The sequence below is a fragment of the Acinetobacter sp. SW-226 genome (assembly GCF_055632855.1).
Genome location: NZ_CM145752.1, coordinates 1,245,757 through 1,261,758 on the forward strand (window position 1 = coordinate 1,245,757; position 16,002 = coordinate 1,261,758).

The 16,002-nt window shown below is 40.1% G+C and carries 21 protein-coding genes and 1 riboswitch; of the genes, 14 read left to right on the top strand and 7 right to left on the bottom strand.

Translation table 11 applies throughout. The features are described from left to right. Window positions 1-133: 133 nt before the first annotated feature. Window positions 134-1,048, top strand: coding sequence for a transcriptional regulator GcvA (gene gcvA, locus ACZ8ZH_RS05905; protein ID WP_119062969.1), 915 nt, complete (start codon window positions 134-136; stop codon window positions 1,046-1,048). A gap of 109 nt (window positions 1,049-1,157) precedes the next feature. Here gcvA and ACZ8ZH_RS05910 read toward each other — a convergent pair whose 3' ends face one another. The 4 genes from ACZ8ZH_RS05910 to ACZ8ZH_RS05925 form a co-directional block, all read right to left on the bottom strand. Continuing rightward, the gene (locus ACZ8ZH_RS05910; protein WP_119062968.1) at window positions 1,158-1,691 is read right to left on the bottom strand and encodes a hypothetical protein; all 534 of its coding nucleotides are present in this window, start codon (window positions 1,689-1,691) and stop codon (window positions 1,158-1,160) included. 63 nt (window positions 1,692-1,754) lie between these two features. Next, window positions 1,755-2,060 (bottom strand): hypothetical protein, encoded by a 306-nt coding sequence (locus tag ACZ8ZH_RS05915; protein ID WP_119062967.1) that lies wholly within the window; start codon window positions 2,058-2,060, stop codon window positions 1,755-1,757. Between the two features lie 17 nt (window positions 2,061-2,077). Next, window positions 2,078-2,224 carry a hypothetical protein gene (locus ACZ8ZH_RS05920; protein WP_004984451.1) on the bottom strand — a complete coding sequence of 49 codons (147 nt, stop codon included), beginning with the start codon at window positions 2,222-2,224 and terminating at the stop codon, window positions 2,078-2,080. 22 nt (window positions 2,225-2,246) lie between these two features. Continuing rightward, on the bottom strand, window positions 2,247-2,522 hold the full coding sequence (locus ACZ8ZH_RS05925) for a hypothetical protein (protein WP_119062966.1): 276 nt from the start codon (window positions 2,520-2,522) through the stop codon (window positions 2,247-2,249). An 827-nt stretch (window positions 2,523-3,349) separates the two neighbouring features. On the opposite strand from ACZ8ZH_RS05925, the gene ACZ8ZH_RS05930 reads away from it, so the two are divergent. The 7 genes from ACZ8ZH_RS05930 (at window position 3,350) to ACZ8ZH_RS05960 (ending at window position 10,416) form a co-directional block, all read left to right on the top strand. Then, window positions 3,350-3,667, top strand: a complete 318-nt coding sequence (locus tag ACZ8ZH_RS05930) for a hypothetical protein (RefSeq protein WP_119062965.1) — start codon at window positions 3,350-3,352, stop codon at window positions 3,665-3,667. 63 nt (window positions 3,668-3,730) lie between these two features. Beyond that, window positions 3,731-4,777 carry a DUF932 domain-containing protein gene (locus ACZ8ZH_RS05935; RefSeq protein WP_119062964.1) on the top strand — a complete coding sequence of 349 codons (1,047 nt, stop codon included), beginning with the start codon at window positions 3,731-3,733 and terminating at the stop codon, window positions 4,775-4,777. Between the two features lie 149 nt (window positions 4,778-4,926). Further along, the gene (locus ACZ8ZH_RS05940; protein ID WP_119062963.1) at window positions 4,927-5,970 is read left to right on the top strand and encodes a YqaJ viral recombinase family nuclease; all 1,044 of its coding nucleotides are present in this window, start codon (window positions 4,927-4,929) and stop codon (window positions 5,968-5,970) included. A gap of 117 nt (window positions 5,971-6,087) precedes the next feature. Beyond that, entirely contained in the window at window positions 6,088-7,020 is a 933-nt protein-coding gene (locus tag ACZ8ZH_RS05945; RefSeq protein ID WP_119062962.1) for a recombination directionality factor, read from the top strand. A gap of 112 nt (window positions 7,021-7,132) precedes the next feature. Next, window positions 7,133-8,161 (top strand): IS701 family transposase, encoded by a 1,029-nt coding sequence (locus ACZ8ZH_RS05950; RefSeq protein WP_086197162.1) that lies wholly within the window; start codon window positions 7,133-7,135, stop codon window positions 8,159-8,161. 266 nt (window positions 8,162-8,427) lie between these two features. Next, on the top strand, window positions 8,428-9,882 hold the full coding sequence (locus ACZ8ZH_RS05955) for a SulP family inorganic anion transporter (protein ID WP_119062961.1): 1,455 nt from the start codon (window positions 8,428-8,430) through the stop codon (window positions 9,880-9,882). A gap of 144 nt (window positions 9,883-10,026) precedes the next feature. Further along, window positions 10,027-10,416 carry an EamA family transporter gene (locus tag ACZ8ZH_RS05960; protein WP_416332339.1) on the top strand — a complete coding sequence of 130 codons (390 nt, stop codon included), beginning with the start codon at window positions 10,027-10,029 and terminating at the stop codon, window positions 10,414-10,416. Here the strand turns inward: ACZ8ZH_RS05960 and ppa are convergent. Genes ppa through crcB form a run of 3 tightly spaced genes read right to left on the bottom strand, consistent with a single transcriptional unit; the run spans window position 10,340 to window position 11,599 of the window. Beyond that, window positions 10,340-10,873: an inorganic diphosphatase gene (gene ppa, locus ACZ8ZH_RS05965; protein ID WP_213069982.1), complete on the bottom strand. Its 534-nt coding sequence runs from the start codon at window positions 10,871-10,873 to the stop codon at window positions 10,340-10,342. The genes ACZ8ZH_RS05960 and ppa overlap by 77 nt on opposite strands. Before the next feature lie 2 nt (window positions 10,874-10,875). Next, entirely contained in the window at window positions 10,876-11,202 is a 327-nt protein-coding gene (locus ACZ8ZH_RS05970; RefSeq protein ID WP_004859430.1) for a DUF190 domain-containing protein, read from the bottom strand. A 16-nt stretch (window positions 11,203-11,218) separates the two neighbouring features. Continuing rightward, window positions 11,219-11,599, bottom strand: a complete 381-nt coding sequence (gene crcB / locus ACZ8ZH_RS05975; protein WP_119062958.1) for a fluoride efflux transporter CrcB — start codon at window positions 11,597-11,599, stop codon at window positions 11,219-11,221. A gap of 125 nt (window positions 11,600-11,724) precedes the next feature. After that, window positions 11,725-11,792, bottom strand: a riboswitch (Fluoride riboswitch). Between the two features lie 123 nt (window positions 11,793-11,915). Here crcB and arsC point away from each other — a divergent pair. Genes arsC through trxB form a run of 6 tightly spaced genes read left to right on the top strand, consistent with a single transcriptional unit; the run spans window position 11,916 to window position 15,939 of the window. Beyond that, a complete protein-coding gene (gene arsC / locus ACZ8ZH_RS05980) occupies window positions 11,916-12,350 on the top strand; it encodes an arsenate reductase (glutaredoxin) (protein ID WP_119062957.1) in 435 nt (144 codons plus the stop codon). 56 nt (window positions 12,351-12,406) lie between these two features. Next, on the top strand, window positions 12,407-12,727 hold the full coding sequence (locus ACZ8ZH_RS05985; protein WP_086209440.1) for a metalloregulator ArsR/SmtB family transcription factor: 321 nt from the start codon (window positions 12,407-12,409) through the stop codon (window positions 12,725-12,727). Between the two features lie 6 nt (window positions 12,728-12,733). Then, complete coding sequence (locus ACZ8ZH_RS05990) at window positions 12,734-13,207, top strand: arsenate reductase ArsC (protein ID WP_119062956.1); 474 nt, start codon at window positions 12,734-12,736, stop codon at window positions 13,205-13,207. Between the two features lie 7 nt (window positions 13,208-13,214). After that, window positions 13,215-14,258, top strand: coding sequence for an ACR3 family arsenite efflux transporter (gene arsB, locus ACZ8ZH_RS05995; RefSeq protein ID WP_119062955.1), 1,044 nt, complete (start codon window positions 13,215-13,217; stop codon window positions 14,256-14,258). Between the two features lie 5 nt (window positions 14,259-14,263). Beyond that, on the top strand, window positions 14,264-14,968 hold the full coding sequence (gene arsH, locus ACZ8ZH_RS06000) for an arsenical resistance protein ArsH (RefSeq protein ID WP_119062954.1): 705 nt from the start codon (window positions 14,264-14,266) through the stop codon (window positions 14,966-14,968). A gap of 17 nt (window positions 14,969-14,985) precedes the next feature. Further along, window positions 14,986-15,939: a thioredoxin-disulfide reductase gene (gene trxB / locus ACZ8ZH_RS06005; protein ID WP_119062953.1), complete on the top strand. Its 954-nt coding sequence runs from the start codon at window positions 14,986-14,988 to the stop codon at window positions 15,937-15,939. Window positions 15,940-16,002 lie beyond the last annotated feature (63 nt).

Below are 16,002 nucleotides of genomic sequence, written 5' to 3' on the forward strand. Positions count from 1 at the left end.
TTAATTTACTCTTTTTCAACCTGATTAATGTCAACACTCGGTGTTAACTGCTTATGGGTTCATTTTAGGAGTAGAAAGATAAGCAGACAAATGAGATAATCTTGTCGATATTGAAAGAAAAACTATCTCGTAAATGAATGCACCTATTTTTTTAAATGCATTGAAAGCTTTTGAGGCCAGTGCAAGACATCAAAGTTTTTCAGCAGCTGCGAAAGAATTGAATGTTACCCCCGCAGCTGTAGGTCAATTGGTTCGGGGATTAGAGGATTATTTAGGTGTGAGTCTTTTCCATCGCCAACAAAGTGGGAAAAATCGGTTGATTCCTACAGAATTAGCCGAATCAGTTTTACCGGATATACGTGCTGGTTTTGATAAATTAAGCTTAGGCCTAGAAAAGCTCAAAAAAGGGAGCTCTTCAGGTATTTTAACTGTTACGGTAAGTCCAGCTTTTGCTGCCAAGTGGTTATTGCCTAGAATTGATAAATTTCAAGAATGTTATCCAGATACCGATGTGCGTTTAGATACCAATTTAAAAGCAGTAGATTTTATTGAGAATGGAATAGATATTGGTGTTAGATATGGTCAAGGTGTTTGGGCTGGACTCGTTGCAGAAAAATTAATGGATGAAGAAGTTTTTCCTGTTTGTTCGCCCAAATTTTATCAAGAGCATGAACAACAATTGCGGGACCCATTGAATTTGTTAGAACTTCCATTGATTCATGATCTATCCATGGATCAGCATTCTGATTTTGCAACTTGGGATAAATGGCTACATTTTAATAAAATTACAGAAGAAAATACCAAACGAGGGCTTAAAATCAATAACTCTGCTTCGGTTTTACAAGCTGCAATTGATGGTCGAGGCATTGCACTAGCACGGAGTGTCATGGCACATGACGACTTAAAGGCAGGACGCTTAATTCAAATCTATCCCGAATTAAAATGTTCTTCTGTACTGGCTTACTATGTTGTGTATCGTGAGGAATGCCAGTCACTTACAAAGTTAATTGCTTTTCGAGATTGGCTTAAACAGGAAGCAAATAATTAACTTTTTTAAAGTTCCTGCATATTACTTTGTTAATTAAAAGAAGAAGGGAATAAAAAGTTATTCCCTTAGACAATATGACAAAACAATTTGGCATCATTATTAATAGTGACTAAAAATTATAGGTATAGGTCAATCCGCTGTTGGTAGTGATGGTCACCTCACGCACATTTTCAGCAGCACAACCGAGATACACCTGTGCCACTGAGCCATAGCGCATATTTTGATAATCATAAAAGCCTTTTGTTCTACAATTACCACGATTGATTGATACGTTGGTCAGGGTGGTTGGATCATCATTTAGTGACATGATATTGAGTTTATCAACATAACCTGTCCCGGAATATTGCGAATGATCACGACGGACACGTACTTCAAACTGTTCTTGGATCGGTTGTTCCTGTGACAGTTCAGTCATTTGCTCAGCATCAGCCCCATTTTCTAAAAATGATTTATCAACGACAAAATCATCTTCGGACTGATTGCTCGTCTCAGGCATATCAGACGTGCTATTTGTGGTAGAGGCTGTATTTTGATTTGGTGTTGCTTTTGGTTCTGCTACGGCTTGAGGTTCTTTGGCTGGACTACATGCTGTTAAGCCCAGTATTAATACACTGGATAAAAGAATCGGGTGGATCAGTTTCATGGCTGAATTCCTAAAAAATTACTTATTTCATCTATGAATAAAGTCGTTATTTGTTCTGTGTGTTTATTTACATTTGCCTTTATGAACTGATTGCACCAAACGTGGTTTGATTTTGTCTGCATCTAGACGTAGGCAAATGGCTTTTTTACTTTTGATTGAACTGGAAATCAGATCTTCACCCTGAATCGGATTAGCACCACCTGCGTTATAAACTTGATAGCGTTTGCCAGTGGTGGTTTTAAAACTAAAGGCATCACCTGATTCACTAAAGCCTTCGATCTTTTTGACGATAACGGTTACTTGATTGGATTGTGCAAACAGCGAGGTACAGAGCAGACTGAGGCCACAGGCCAAGATGAGTTTTTTCATTTTGTTATTCCTATGGCTTAGTTCTTAAAAATCGTGACAGGCCAAACCACGGCTTTACCGAGGTTGTAGGCATAGCTGTAATGCGCGGTACTGCTGCAATTCTTGAAATATACTGAGCAAATCAGTGCGATCAGCACATAGCCGATAATTAAATAGTTTTTCATGTGTTTCCCCAGATGCTTGAATTTATGACTGACATTGCTGAACAGCGTTTGCCATCACTACATTGAAATCTTCAGGTGGCTGCATGGTTTCCCGAACCGTGACATCCGCCATTTGTTGCATAAATTCAGGTGAGTAATGCGCTTCGACTTTGTCGTAAATACAGCCACAGGTAGATCGGTCTAAACCACCTGCCTGACAGCCTGCTTTAAAGTCACGTTTGACTTTGCTGTCACAGGCAGTCAGCAGGGTGCTACTGAAGGCAATGGTGATTACCCCGAACCAAGTTTGATATTTCATTTCTGTTCCAAATCATTGTTATCTATTGTTCTAAAGTCATACGGATGGGTTTATTTATGCCAGCCTGCCAGATAAATCAGCAGCCAGAGTCCGCCAAGCACAAAAACAAAGGGGCCTAGCATCGCCACCACGACGACAATTAAAATGAGCTGCGCAATCAATTTCATAATGTTGTTCCAGCACAAAGCAGCCCCTGAATGAAAAACTCAGTGGTTGAACAGTGCGGTGAAATGAATCAGTGCACAGGGCAAGACAATAAAGTTGGAATTGGAATGAAATGCCGAAGTCGGCAAGTAGGTATAAATGAAGCTAGTGCAGGGGAAGCACAGAAATTGAATAGCGTCATAGATGACTCCTGTATGTATAGAAGTTCTACCGAATCACTGTCAATTGATTATGGTGGCAGAACGAAAAGGGGTTGACAGACTGGACATACAGAACCAGCACGCGCGAACGCGTCCCCCTCCCGTTCTACCGCAAAGGGGGACGAGAAGGTTTTACGCACGTAGAGAATACTCAGAAGAATAAACCCTGATGCGCTGTATGAAACGGTCTGTCAAAACCGACTGGCAATGTAGGCCAGCCCTTGCATCATAATCGCTGATAAAAATCAGGTCAATTGATCGCTGTATCCAGTCGTTAAAATTCATTTAAAAAAGCATCGATTAAAATCACATTCTAAAAAAATACAGATACATATCATTTAGATGATAAGCATATGGCTTCTTTAAATCAGCCCTATGCCATAACCCGATTCACGTTTTGCCTGCTTTCCCCCAAAGCAGGCTTTTTTTATTTCACTCATTTTTATTACAGGAATTAGTCAGATGAGTTTGCCATGTCCTTATTGTCAGTCCCGAGACACGGTACTGCTGGAATCTCCACAACATTTAGTCAGCAACAGCAATTCACCTTCAGCGCAAAACAATGTGATGTCACCGCTGGCATTGGCAACTTTAGGTATCAGTGTTTCTAAAAGTTTAAACCTCCCCCCAATTGCAGGCGCTCTAGTCGGGGTGCTGATCGGTGGTATTTGGATGCTAGTGACCGAGGATGAAGTCCAAAGCAACTCCCATCCTTTTTATACCCGACATTATTACTGCAATGACTGTGATCGCGATTTTAGTCCAAGCATCCGTAACTAATTTTTAAATGAATTTATCCAATGACCTTTTACAGCAATTCAAATTTTTACAGGAATTAAAATCATGGCACATCAAATTGAACAAATGGCTTATTTCGGTGAAACTCCTTGGCATGGTTTAGGTAATCAACTTACGCAAAATCAACCGATTGAAGTCTGGGCACAGCAGGCAGGGATGGATTGGCGCATTGAATCCTCTGATGTCCGCTATATGGCTAAAAATGACCGTGGGCAAAGCATCATCATGCCGTATGAAGAACAACGGGTGTTATATCGCTCTGATACTCATGCTCCTTTATCGGTAGTCAGTCAGCGTTATCAGGAAGTGCAACCGAAACAGATTTTAGAATTCTATCGTGATCTGACGGAACAATCTGGTTTTGAATTAGAAACCGCAGGGGTGCTGAAAGGTGGGAAGAAATTCTGGGCTTTAGCGCGTACAGGACAAACTTCAGCTTTAAAGGGCAAAGATGTCAGTAATGGCTACATTCTCTTAGCCACTGCTTGTGATGGCACTTTAGCCACCACCGCGCAATTCACTTCAATTCGTGTGGTGTGTAACAACACTTTAGCAATTGCCCTCAAAGGACAGAACTCAAGTTCAGGTGTAGTCAAAGTGCCGCACAGCACTAAATTCGATGCCGAGAAGATTAAACAGCAATTGGGTATTTCAGTACGTGCATGGGACGAGCATATGTATGAAATGAAACAACTCAGTCAACGTAAAGTCACACAGACTGAAGCAGCAGCGTATTTCGATGCGGTGTTTAATAATACTAGCCTGAGTCCAATCGAGCAGGATGAAGGCATTATTCAGTTCTATCGGAATGTAGCCACCCAAGCCAATTCAGCCACCAAAGCTGAAAACAAAACTGAACCGAATGGACGAGCCATGTCAAAAGTCATGACCATGTTTAATGGGCAGGGTCGTGGGGCAGAACTCAGTTCAGCCAAAGACACCGCGTATGGCTTGCTTTGCAGTATTACTGAGTTCGCCGATCACGAGCGTCGGGCCATGAGTCAGGATCATCGTTTGGATTCTGCATGGTTTGGTGCTGGAGCAGGGCTTAAGCAACGTGGATTGGAACAAGCTTTACGCATGTTGGCCTAATTTCAAATCATTAATTGATTAGCCTAAGCAGGCTCATCGCATTACTTAAACGCTCAACCTAAAAAATTATTTAACTCTTTTTATTCAAAGCTGTGTCTACGGACACGGCTTTTTTTATGCCCAAAATTCAACAATGACAGGAAATTACTATGAACTCAGCCGTAATTCATCCAAACAACGCAACACTAAATATCCATGCTAACCGTCCGAAACTGTTTACTGCAAAACGTTTTGTAGAGACTAAAAATATGACTCAAGCCGAATGGCTAGAAGTCCGTAGAAAAGGTATTGGCAGCAGTGACTGTGCTGCAGCCTGTGGACTTAATCCGTATATGTCGATGTTGGAACTGTGGATGATCAAGACAGGAAGGATTCAACAATCCATCGAAGATGAATGCGAAGGCCATGCACCTTTATATTGGGGCAAGCAGTTAGAGCCACTTGTCGCTGAATATTACAGCATGCATACCAACTATAAAGTGCGTCGGGTTAATGCGGTATTACAACACCCTGATCCAGACAAACATTTTATGTTAGCCAACTTGGATTACTCCGTGGTGGGGGATGCAGATGTACAAATTCTGGAATGTAAAACGGCAGGGGAATATGGTGCCAAGCTGTGGCGAGATGGTGTGCCTTTATATGTCTTGTGTCAGGTACAACATCAGTTGGCAGTGACAGGCAAACAAGCAGCGCATATTTGTGTCTTACTCTGTGGACACGAAACTCGTATTTTTAAAGTCACGCGTTCTGAATCGGTAATTCAGCATATCGTTAATGCGGAACGTTACTTCTGGGAGTGTGTGGAAAAGGATACACCACCTGAAGCGGATGCCAGTGAATCCGCAGCTAAAGCTTTGCAACTGCTGTATCCAGAACATGTACCACTGAGTACGACAGACTTATCTGAAGATGAGCAAGCCAATCAACAGTTTGAGCAGTTGATTCAAGCTCGAAACCAAATTGAAAAGCATCAGGAGCAGTTCGATCTACTCAAACACCAACTCCAAGCTAAGATGCAAGAGGCTGAACGTGCAACATTCACTAATGGTTCAGTGACGTGGAAAAAGGCTAAAGATTCGGTCAGCTTGGATAGTAAGGCTTTACTTAAATCACATCCTGAGTATTTAAATCAGTTTCCACAAGCCAAGCAAGGGACACGGCGTTTTCAGATTTATACCAATGCTGGATAAGTCCATTTTTATTCATACAAGCATCAAGTGACATACCAACAAGCAAGCTCATATCAGCCCATGCCTACAGCATGGGCCTTTTTATGTCTATTTAATTTAAACAGAAAGGAAATCAATATGATCAAAGGTTTAGCAATTACCCCGCCAATACTCGGGCGGATCAGTATCGGTAAGATGGTCGAGAAAAATGGTAAGCGCATCCCTGAAAAGGATGACCAATTCACCATTACCAGCCAAATCCAAAATAAGGACAGTGGTTGGATAAAACATCCACTGGATGAACAACTTCGTGCTAAAGCCCCCAATCAAAAACTCCGCTCAATTCCAGTCCGTATGATCTTCAATGATCCTGAACTCAATCTACGAGCGGAATACAGTTTATTTGATCGTCAGACAGGACGTCCCGTTTGTGTGGGGAATGGTGAAACCTGCCAACGACTGACTAATCAAGGGGTAGAACAACACCCATGTCCATCCCCTGATTTGTGTCCATTGGCACAAGGAGGTAACTGTAAACCTTATGGGCGTCTGCATGTCAATTTAGATGAGTCCGATGAACTTGGCACATTCATCTTTAGAACCACAGGTTTTAATAGTATTCGTACCTTAGCTGCTCGGTTGAGTTATTACCACGCTGCATCGAATGGATTGCTGTCCTGTTTGCCATTGCAATTGACCTTGAGAGGAAAGAGCACAACACAGAGCTATCGTACACCAGTGTATTACGTGGATCTAACTTTACGTGAGGGCATTCATTTGCAAGAGGCAATTCAAACCGCTAAGGAGATTGACCAGAAAAGTAAGCTGTGTAGTTTTAATCAACATGCCTTAGATCAGGCCGCTTTACAGGGTTATGGGAGTGCGCGGTTTGAAGTAAATGTAGAAGAAGGACTAAATTTGGTAGAGGAGTTTTATACAGATGAGCTTGTTGAGTCTGAACAAGTACAGGCTGGGCCCAAAGGCAAAACAAAGCCTAAACTCCATCAGGGGGGTGGCTTTGTACAGGATATTCAGCAAGGCTTGCAAAGTAGTGTGAGAACGGTAAATTGAATAAAAGGTATCTTCGGATGCCTTTTAATAAAATCTAGATCTTAATTTTTTTGTTATAGGACTTACGCATTGACGGATTCAAAAAAGTATTAAAATACTTTATAAAGTATCTGTGATCAGACGAATTAAACATGCTTCTACAGCAACTTGTACATTACCCATTTATATGGGCTTTCTCATGACAGAACCGAACTCTATTAGCTGCACACAACTTGCCGAGACTTATAATATCTCGCATGATAGTGTAAATCGCTTTCTAGAGCGTGAAGACTACACACCTCACGACCTATATCAAGAATCAATTCAACATATTGATAATAATAAACTTATAGTCAGTATTGATGATACTGTTTTAGATAAACCATATAGTCAACATATGGACTTGGTTAGCTATTTTTGGTCAGGCAAACACCACCGATCCGTCAAGGGTATTAATCTCATTACCTTGTATGCGACAGATCGAAATGGTCAAAATATTCCAATTAATTTCCGAATTTATGACAAATCTGAAAGTAAAACCAAGAATGATTACTTTATGGATATGTTAAGTGAAGTACTCAGTTGGGGTGCAAAGATTCAATTTATTACAGGTGATAGTTGGTATTCATCGACTGGAAATCTAAAAACCATAAGAAAATATGGTATTCGATTTATGTTTGGTATCGACTGTAACCGTAAGGTTTCCCCAGAAAAAGGACAATGGTTTCAACTGCGCTTATTGCCAGATTTCCATCAGGGTCAAGTGATCTGGCTCAAAGATTTTGGCTTTGTACAATTATTTAAGACTCAGTTAAAAGAACAGCAGAGGTTTTATATTGTGCATCAAGATGAAGATGATTTATTGTCCTTTGAAGGTTTTCATGAATTACATTCAAGTCATTGGAAAATAGAGCAATATCACCGGGTGATTAAACAGGTTTGTCATATTGAAAAGTTTCAAGTAAGACGATCTAAACTGATTTTGAATCATATTTTTTCAGCCTTGATGGCCTACGTTGAGATACAAAAGAACCAGTTTGAGCGGATCTTTGAAAATATATATCGTTGGCAGAAGAAATTATTTAGACCAATTATCAAAAACTTCATTGATGACTTTATTCTCGATAAAAATCATCTGCTACCACAGAGAATCTATAAGTAATAGTGCGTAAGTCCTATGTTATTAATCTTAATAATTAGTTTTTTTAAAAGGTTGGTTGATTTCCCATCCTCAACCTCTTGTGCTACCCTAAGTGCTCTAAAAACCTAAACACTCTTTTTCTATATGACACTTACGCCACCTTAAGTTTATTTACCCCTTTAATCAGTAAATAACTCATCACTGTCTAGTGATGTGGTGTAGTCGCTTGTGTGTTGTATATATCACATCACTAGCCTATCTAAAAAATTAAAAAACAGGCTATGTTTATGTTATCTAATGTACGAGAACAATGGTTCTCTAACATCCGTGGGGATGTACTTGCAGGACTTGTTGTCGGTCTTGCACTTATCCCTGAAGCTATCGCTTTTTCAATTATTGCTGGTGTCGATCCGAAAGTAGGTCTATACGCATCCTTCTGTATTGCTGTCGTGATTTCTTTTGTTGGTGGCCGTCCCGCCATGATTTCAGCAGCTACTGGAGCGATGGCGCTGCTCATGGCCACATTAGTCAAGGAGCATGGGCTAGAATATCTACTTGCTGCAACAATTTTGACTGGGGTTATTCAGATACTGGCAGGGTATTTAAAACTCGCTAAGTTAATGCGGTTCGTATCCAAATCTGTCGTTATTGGCTTTGTAAATGCTTTAGCCATTTTAATTTTTATGGCTCAGTTACCTGAGCTAACTAATGTGACTTGGCATGTTTATGCATTGGTTGCTTTAGGACTAGCGATTATTTATCTATTTCCTTTAATACCAAAATTAGGAAAGCTATTACCTTCTCCGCTGGTCTGCATCATTGTGATTACCTTATTAGCAATAGCCCTAGGAATTGATATACGGACTGTTGGAGATATGGGGGCATTACCTGACACGCTTCCAATGTTCTTGATCCCGAATATTCCTCTAAATTTTGCAACATTGATTATCATTTTGCCGTATTCAGTTGCACTGGCAGCCGTAGGTTTGCTTGAGTCTATGATGACAGCAACGATTGTCGATGAAATGACAGATACGCCAAGTGATAAGCATCAGGAATGTAAAGGACAAGGTATTGCAAATATTGCCTCTGGCTTCATGGGTGGTATGGCAGGTTGTGCCATGATTGGTCAATCTATGATTAACGTGAAGTCAGGTGGTTTAACACGATTGTCGACGTTCTCTGCGGGTATTTTTCTTCTCATTCTGGTTGTGTTTATCAGTGATTGGCTCAAAGTTATTCCAATGGCAGCTTTAGTTGCTGTCATGATCATGGTTTCTATCAGTACTTTTGAATGGAGTTCAGTCACCCAATTAAAAGACAATCCTAAAAGTAGTAATGTCGTGATGATTGCAACCGTTATCGTTGTTGTCGCAACTCACAATCTAGCATTAGGCGTTTTAACAGGTGTTCTGTTATCGGCATTGTTCTTAGCGAATAAGTTAGAAAATGATATCCAAGTCATTGCTTCATTTGAAGGTGACACTCGTTTATATGATTTACACGGTCAAATATTTTTTAGTTCTTCTGAGAAATTCATGCAGGGTTTTGACTTTAAAGAAGATGTGAAAGATGTGGTGATTGACTTAACACATTCCCATATTTGGGATGTTACCTCAGTCGCTATGCTTGACTCTGTGGTCAATAAATTCCAAAAAAATGGTGTGAATGTAACGGTGCGTGGGTTGAACGAAGCCAGTTCGATTATGATCGATAAATATGGAACACACGCAAGAATATAACTTAATAATTTAATTAAGGTTTTAAAAAGCAGGTATTTAAGGTTCAGGTATCTGCTTTTTTCTAACCCTTATAATTTATCTTGATAAGAATGTTTAGAACAAATATTTGTCAAACTTACTATCAGATTTAAGCTTTCTATCCTTGTGGACATTTGCAGTTTTTCTGTTTCGACCCATGAGTTCCAGGCTGCAAGCTATATAAATTTGTTTTGGTGGGGTTTATCAGGTGTGACAACTGCTTTATCGTGGGTGTATTACTATAGAGCATTAAAATTAGGAGATGTCTCGACCATTGCACTTATTGATAAAGGTAGTGCGGTTGTCGCAATTTTATTGGCTTGGCTGATTTTAAAAGAGGTGATCACAGTCAGAATGATCATAGGTGCAGCATGTATTGTTTTAGGATTATTCATTATTTCAAAAAATAGGGAGCTATTGATTGCTCCCTATTTAATAGTCAATGATGATCAGGATAGGCTTGTATTGAGCTTAAAATTTCTTCTCGTGCTTTTTCAACATTTCCCCAACCCTTAAGCTTTACCCACTTGCCTTCTTCTAAGTCTTTATAATGCTGAAAGAAATGATGGATCCGATTTAAAGTAAGTTGATCTACATCATTAATATCTAGAATATGGTCATAAAGCTTTGATAGTTTAGTGTGAGGAACTGCAATAATTTTTGCATCGATGCCATGTTCATCTTCCATATACATTACACCCACAGGTTTACTTCTGATTACTGCACCAATTGCTACTGGATAAGGTGAGATAACCAATACATCTAAAGGATCACCATCCTCACTCAATGTTCTAGGGATATAACCGTAGTTTGCAGGATAAAACATAGCTGTTGTTAAAAAACGGTCAATGAAAATAGAATCAAATTCCTTATTCATTTCATATTTAACTGGGTCAATATTTTGAGGAATTTCAATAATACTGTAGAAATCATCTGGTGGATTAATCCCAACAGGAACATCTTTGTAGCTCATCATTATTTTCCTTTTTGATTACCGACAGTACCGAACTGTACGGGAGTTTTTACGTAAAAAATTCTGACATCTTCTTGATTTAGATGTGTAAACAATTGTTCTGATTCTACTTCGCTCAGAGCAAGTTGAACTTGCACAGGCTGGTCAACTAATTCAAAAAAGTGAGCTGAATGTAATCGTCCTGTATGGTCAATACCTTCTGATCCTTGAATGACTGTAGCACCCTTAAATCCTAACTCTCTTGTTAGTTCTAAGAGCCATTCATGGATAGGGGTATTTTTATGCCTTTGGTTTATCTCGGTATAAAATGTGACTAAATATCCGTTCATTAAGTCCTACTCCTGACTAATGTATAGTCGTTAGTTGATAGGTAAATATGCCAAGCAAAGTAAATAGCAATGAACCTAAAACATGGACAGTAATTGTCAAAATGGCATATTCAAATTTGCCACTTTGAAGTAAAGAAACAACTTCCATTGAAAATGTTGAGAACGTAGTTAAAGCACCACAAAAACCAGTGACGAGGAATAACTTGTAATTAGGATTCAAAGAGCTACTGGCAAAAAAAGTGATTGCAAAGCCAATAACAAATGCGCCAATAAGATTCACTAGGACTGTGCCTAAAGGAATATTTGGAAAATAGTGATTAAATTGAAGACTAATTCCCCAACGTATCCAAGCACCTAAAACAGCACCAAGTCCTATTGAAAATAATGAGATGTACATACTTTTTCCCTGCTCGTTAAACAGAGAAAGTTAAAAAATAAAGGGGAGTAGATTTAAGAATTTGATACGGCATAGCGCAGCTCCATTGAAAAAAGCAGAGCGCACAACTACGCACCCTGCATAAGGGTAACGTAGGTATCATCAGCCGTTAGTGGCGGTTTGTAGAAGGAAGATAGCCATTTCCTTTAATTTAATTTAATCTTAATACAAATTAATTAAAATGCAATTCTAGATTTTATAAAAACAAAATATGGAATTGCATATATATGTTTATTCGTATATAAGTATATTCAAAGATGCCATTGAGTTTGAGCAAATGACTGCTACTCCAAAAGTGAAGATCTATCACAACCCTGAATGCGGTACATCACGTAATACATTGGCGTTAATCCGTAATGCCAATATTGAACCTGAAGTGATTGAGTACCTTGAAACACCTCCCTCTAAAAATGAATTGATTCAAATGATTGCGGATGCGGGTTTAACGGTGAGAGATGCGATCCGTAAAAATGTTGCTCCATATACAGATTTAGGAATTGATCAAGAGGATTGGAGTGAAGATCAATTGCTTCACTTTATGCTTCAGCATCCAATTTTGATTAACCGTCCATTTGTGGTGACTGAATTAGGAACTCGTTTAAGTCGTCCGTCAGAACTGGTTTTAGAAATTCTGCCACTCCCACAAAAAGGTATTTTTACTAAAGAAGACGGTGAACAAGTACTGGATGCAAATGGGCAGCGATTGAAATAAAATTTCATGGATATATGTGAATATTGATATATCCATATGTTTGAGTGAGTAAAAATATGGATCAAATCAATTTCTTTAAATGTTTGGCTGATGAAACGCGATTCAACATCGTCATGTTGGTTCTTGGAAATAATGAACAGTGTGTTTGCGACTTGACTGAAAAGCTAGAGTTGAGCCAACCCAAGATTTCACGGCATTTAGCCTTACTGCGCTCTTCTGGTCTTTTACAAGATCGACGCCAAGGGCAATGGGTCTATTACAGTCTCAATCCCAATTTACCCATTTGGTGCGTAGACGTACTTAACACCCTTAAAAATGCTGATTTACAGCCAAAAGCTGCTCCATCATTTCAACAAATCAATAGTTATTGCGAGTAGAACAAGATGAAATTCCTTTTTTTGTGTACTGGAAATAGTTGCCGTAGCATCCTGTCAGAAGTGCTGTTTAATAGTCGTGCCCCAGAGGGTTGGAAAGCATACAGTGCAGGTAGTAAGCCATCAGGGCAAGTACATCCATTGACCATTGAAACATTAGAAAACCTAGGTCTTTCAACAGATGGTTTGTGGAGTAAAACCATTGATGAATGTGAACAATATCAACCTGACGTGGTGATTACGGTTTGTGATTCGGCAGCGCAAGAAGCGTGTCCACTGTATTTAGGCGGAGCAATCAAGGCACATTGGGGCTTGGCTGATCCTTCGCATTTAGACTTGCCGAAAGAAGAGAAGCTCAAAGCATTCCAAGTGACTGTAGACCATATCAATCGTCGTTTAGATGCATTGTTGGCACTGGATACAGCGCATATGTCTCGTCCTGAATTGATTGCTGCAATCAATCACATCTCATATATTGAATGAGAACATCATGGCTCAACAAAGACTGTCATTTTTAGATCGTAACCTCACGCTATGGATTTTCATTGCGATGGGGTTGGGAATTGCGATCGGTGTGTTCTTTCCACAAGCCTCAGTGGCATTGGATAAAATGAGTGTGGATTCCGTCAATATTCCAATTGCGATTGGTTTGATTTTGATGATGTATCCACCTTTGGCAAAAGTGAACTATGCCACTTTGCCACAGGTATTCAAAGATAAGAAAACGCTAACTTTATCCTTAGTGCAGAACTGGCTTATCGCGCCTGTTTTGATGTTTGCTTTAGCGATCATCTTTCTGCATAGCTATCCTGAATACATGACAGGCTTGATCTTGATTGGTTTAGCACGCTGTATTGCGATGGTCTTGGTTTGGAATGGTTTAGCCTGTGGGGATAACCAATATGTTGCGGCATTGGTGGCCTTTAACAGTATCTTCCAGATTTTATTCTTCAGTACCTATGCTTGGTTGTTCTTGACCTTCTTGCCACCCTATTTCGGTATTGCAGGACAGGTGATCAATGTGGATTTCTGGACCATTACCCATGCGGTACTGGTATATTTAGGAATTCCATTTTTCCTTGGCTTTATGACCCGATTCATTCTGGTTCGAGTTAAAGGTTTGGCTTGGTATCAAAATACCTTTTTACCCAAGATTAGCCCGCTGAGTTTGCTGGCTTTATTGTTCACGATTGTGGCGATGTTTAGCCTCAAAGGGAATGATGTGGTGAGCTTGCCGTTGGATGTTTTACGTATTGCGATTCCATTGACGATTTACTTTATTGTGATGTTTTTCATTAGCTTCTTTATGAGTAAGTGGATGGGGAACGACTATCCTAAAACCACAGCTATTTCATTTACTGCTGCGGGGAATAACTTTGAATTGGCGCTGGCCGTAGCGATAGCGACCTTTGGTTTAGCTTCACCAGTCGCATTTACCACGGTGATCGGCCCATTGGTTGAAGTACCCGTGTTGATTGCTTTAGTCAGTGTGTCTTTGTGGCTTAGAAAAAAGTTTTTTAAAGCAGAGGTGTAATTTCTATGATTCTCCCAAATGTAGATATGAATCTTTTGGATCAACCAACTTTAGAAAAGGTACAAGCTAAAGAGTTGGATCATCCACCCCGTATTTTGCTGCTCTATGGCTCTAACCGAGAGCGTTCATACAGCCGATTGGCGGTGATGGAAGCTGGTCGTATCTTGGAGCACTTTGGTGCAGAAGTTAAAATCTTTCATCCTAAGGGCTTGCCCTTACCTGAAGATGCGGATATGGAACATCCAAAAGCCAAAGAACTACATGAACTTTTGGTATGGTCGGAAGGCATGGTGTGGTGTTCACCTGAACGTCATGGTTCAATGAGTTCAATCTTTAAATCGCAGATTGATTGGATTCCATTGGCTGGTGGTGCGATTCGAGCAACACAAGGCAAGACTTTGGCCTTGATGCAGGTGAGTGGCGGTTCGCAGTCTTTTAATAGTGTTAATCAAATGCGTATTCTAGGCCGTTGGATGCGCATGATCACCATTCCAAACCAATCCTCTATTCCTAAAGCTTTTTTAGAGTTTGAAGAGGATGGACGTATGAAGCCTTCAGCTTTTTATGATCGAATTGTTGATGTCATGGAGGAGCTGTATAAATTCACGCTACTGACGCGTGGGCAAAGTCAGTACCTCACAGACCGTTATTCAGAGCGTAAAGAATCTGCTGAAGAGTTATCTAAACGTGTCAATCAACGTAGCTTATAAAGTTTAGGTGATTAGAAATGCAAAAACGACATTCTAAATTAGTGATCTTAGGTTCAGGGCCTGCGGGTTATAGTGCTGCTGTGTATGCAGCACGTGCAAACTTAAAACCTACATTGATTGCAGGTATACAACTTGGTGGTCAATTAACAACGACCACTGAGGTAGATAACTGGCCGGGCGACCCAGAAGGTTTAACTGGTCCTGTACTTATGGAACGAATGCAAGCCCATGCTGAACGCTTTGGCACAGAGATTGTGTATGACCACATCAATGAAGTTGATTTAAGTGTCCGTCCATTTGTGCTTAAAGGCGACATGGAAGAATTCACTTGTGATGCCCTGATTATTGCCACAGGTGCGACAGCACAATACTTGGGTCTTGAATCTGAAGCTAAATTCATGGGTCAAGGTGTCAGTGCATGTGCAACTTGTGATGGTTTCTTCTACAAAAACCAAAAGGTTATGGTTGTCGGTGGTGGTAATACTGCGGTTGAAGAAGCACTTTATCTTTCTAATATTGCTGAACATGTCACCTTAGTTCACCGTAGAGACAGTTTACGTTCAGAAAAAATTCTACAAGATCATCTTTTTGCCAAAGAAAAAGAAGGCAAAATTAGTATTCTTTGGAACAATCAAGTTGATGAAGTCTTAGGTGATAATACTGGTGTTACTTCAGTTCGCTTGAAGTCAACTTTGGATGGAAGCACACAAGACGTTGAAGTTCAGGGCTTATTTGTTGCTATTGGTCACAAACCGAATACAGGTATGTTTGACGGCCAACTCAACCTACGTGATGGCTACATTCAAGTACAAAGTGGTACTTCAGGCAATGCAACAGCAACTTCTGTGGCAGGGGTATTTGCTGCGGGTGACGTTGCTGACAGCATTTATCGCCAAGCAATTACTTCAGCAGGCTCAGGCTGTATGGCAGCTTTGGATGCCGAAAAGTATCTTGATCAATTGAGCAATTGAAAGGCTCATTTAAACGCTTGAAAATTGTATGAAATACGCCCAGTCTGTTGAGCAGACTGGGCG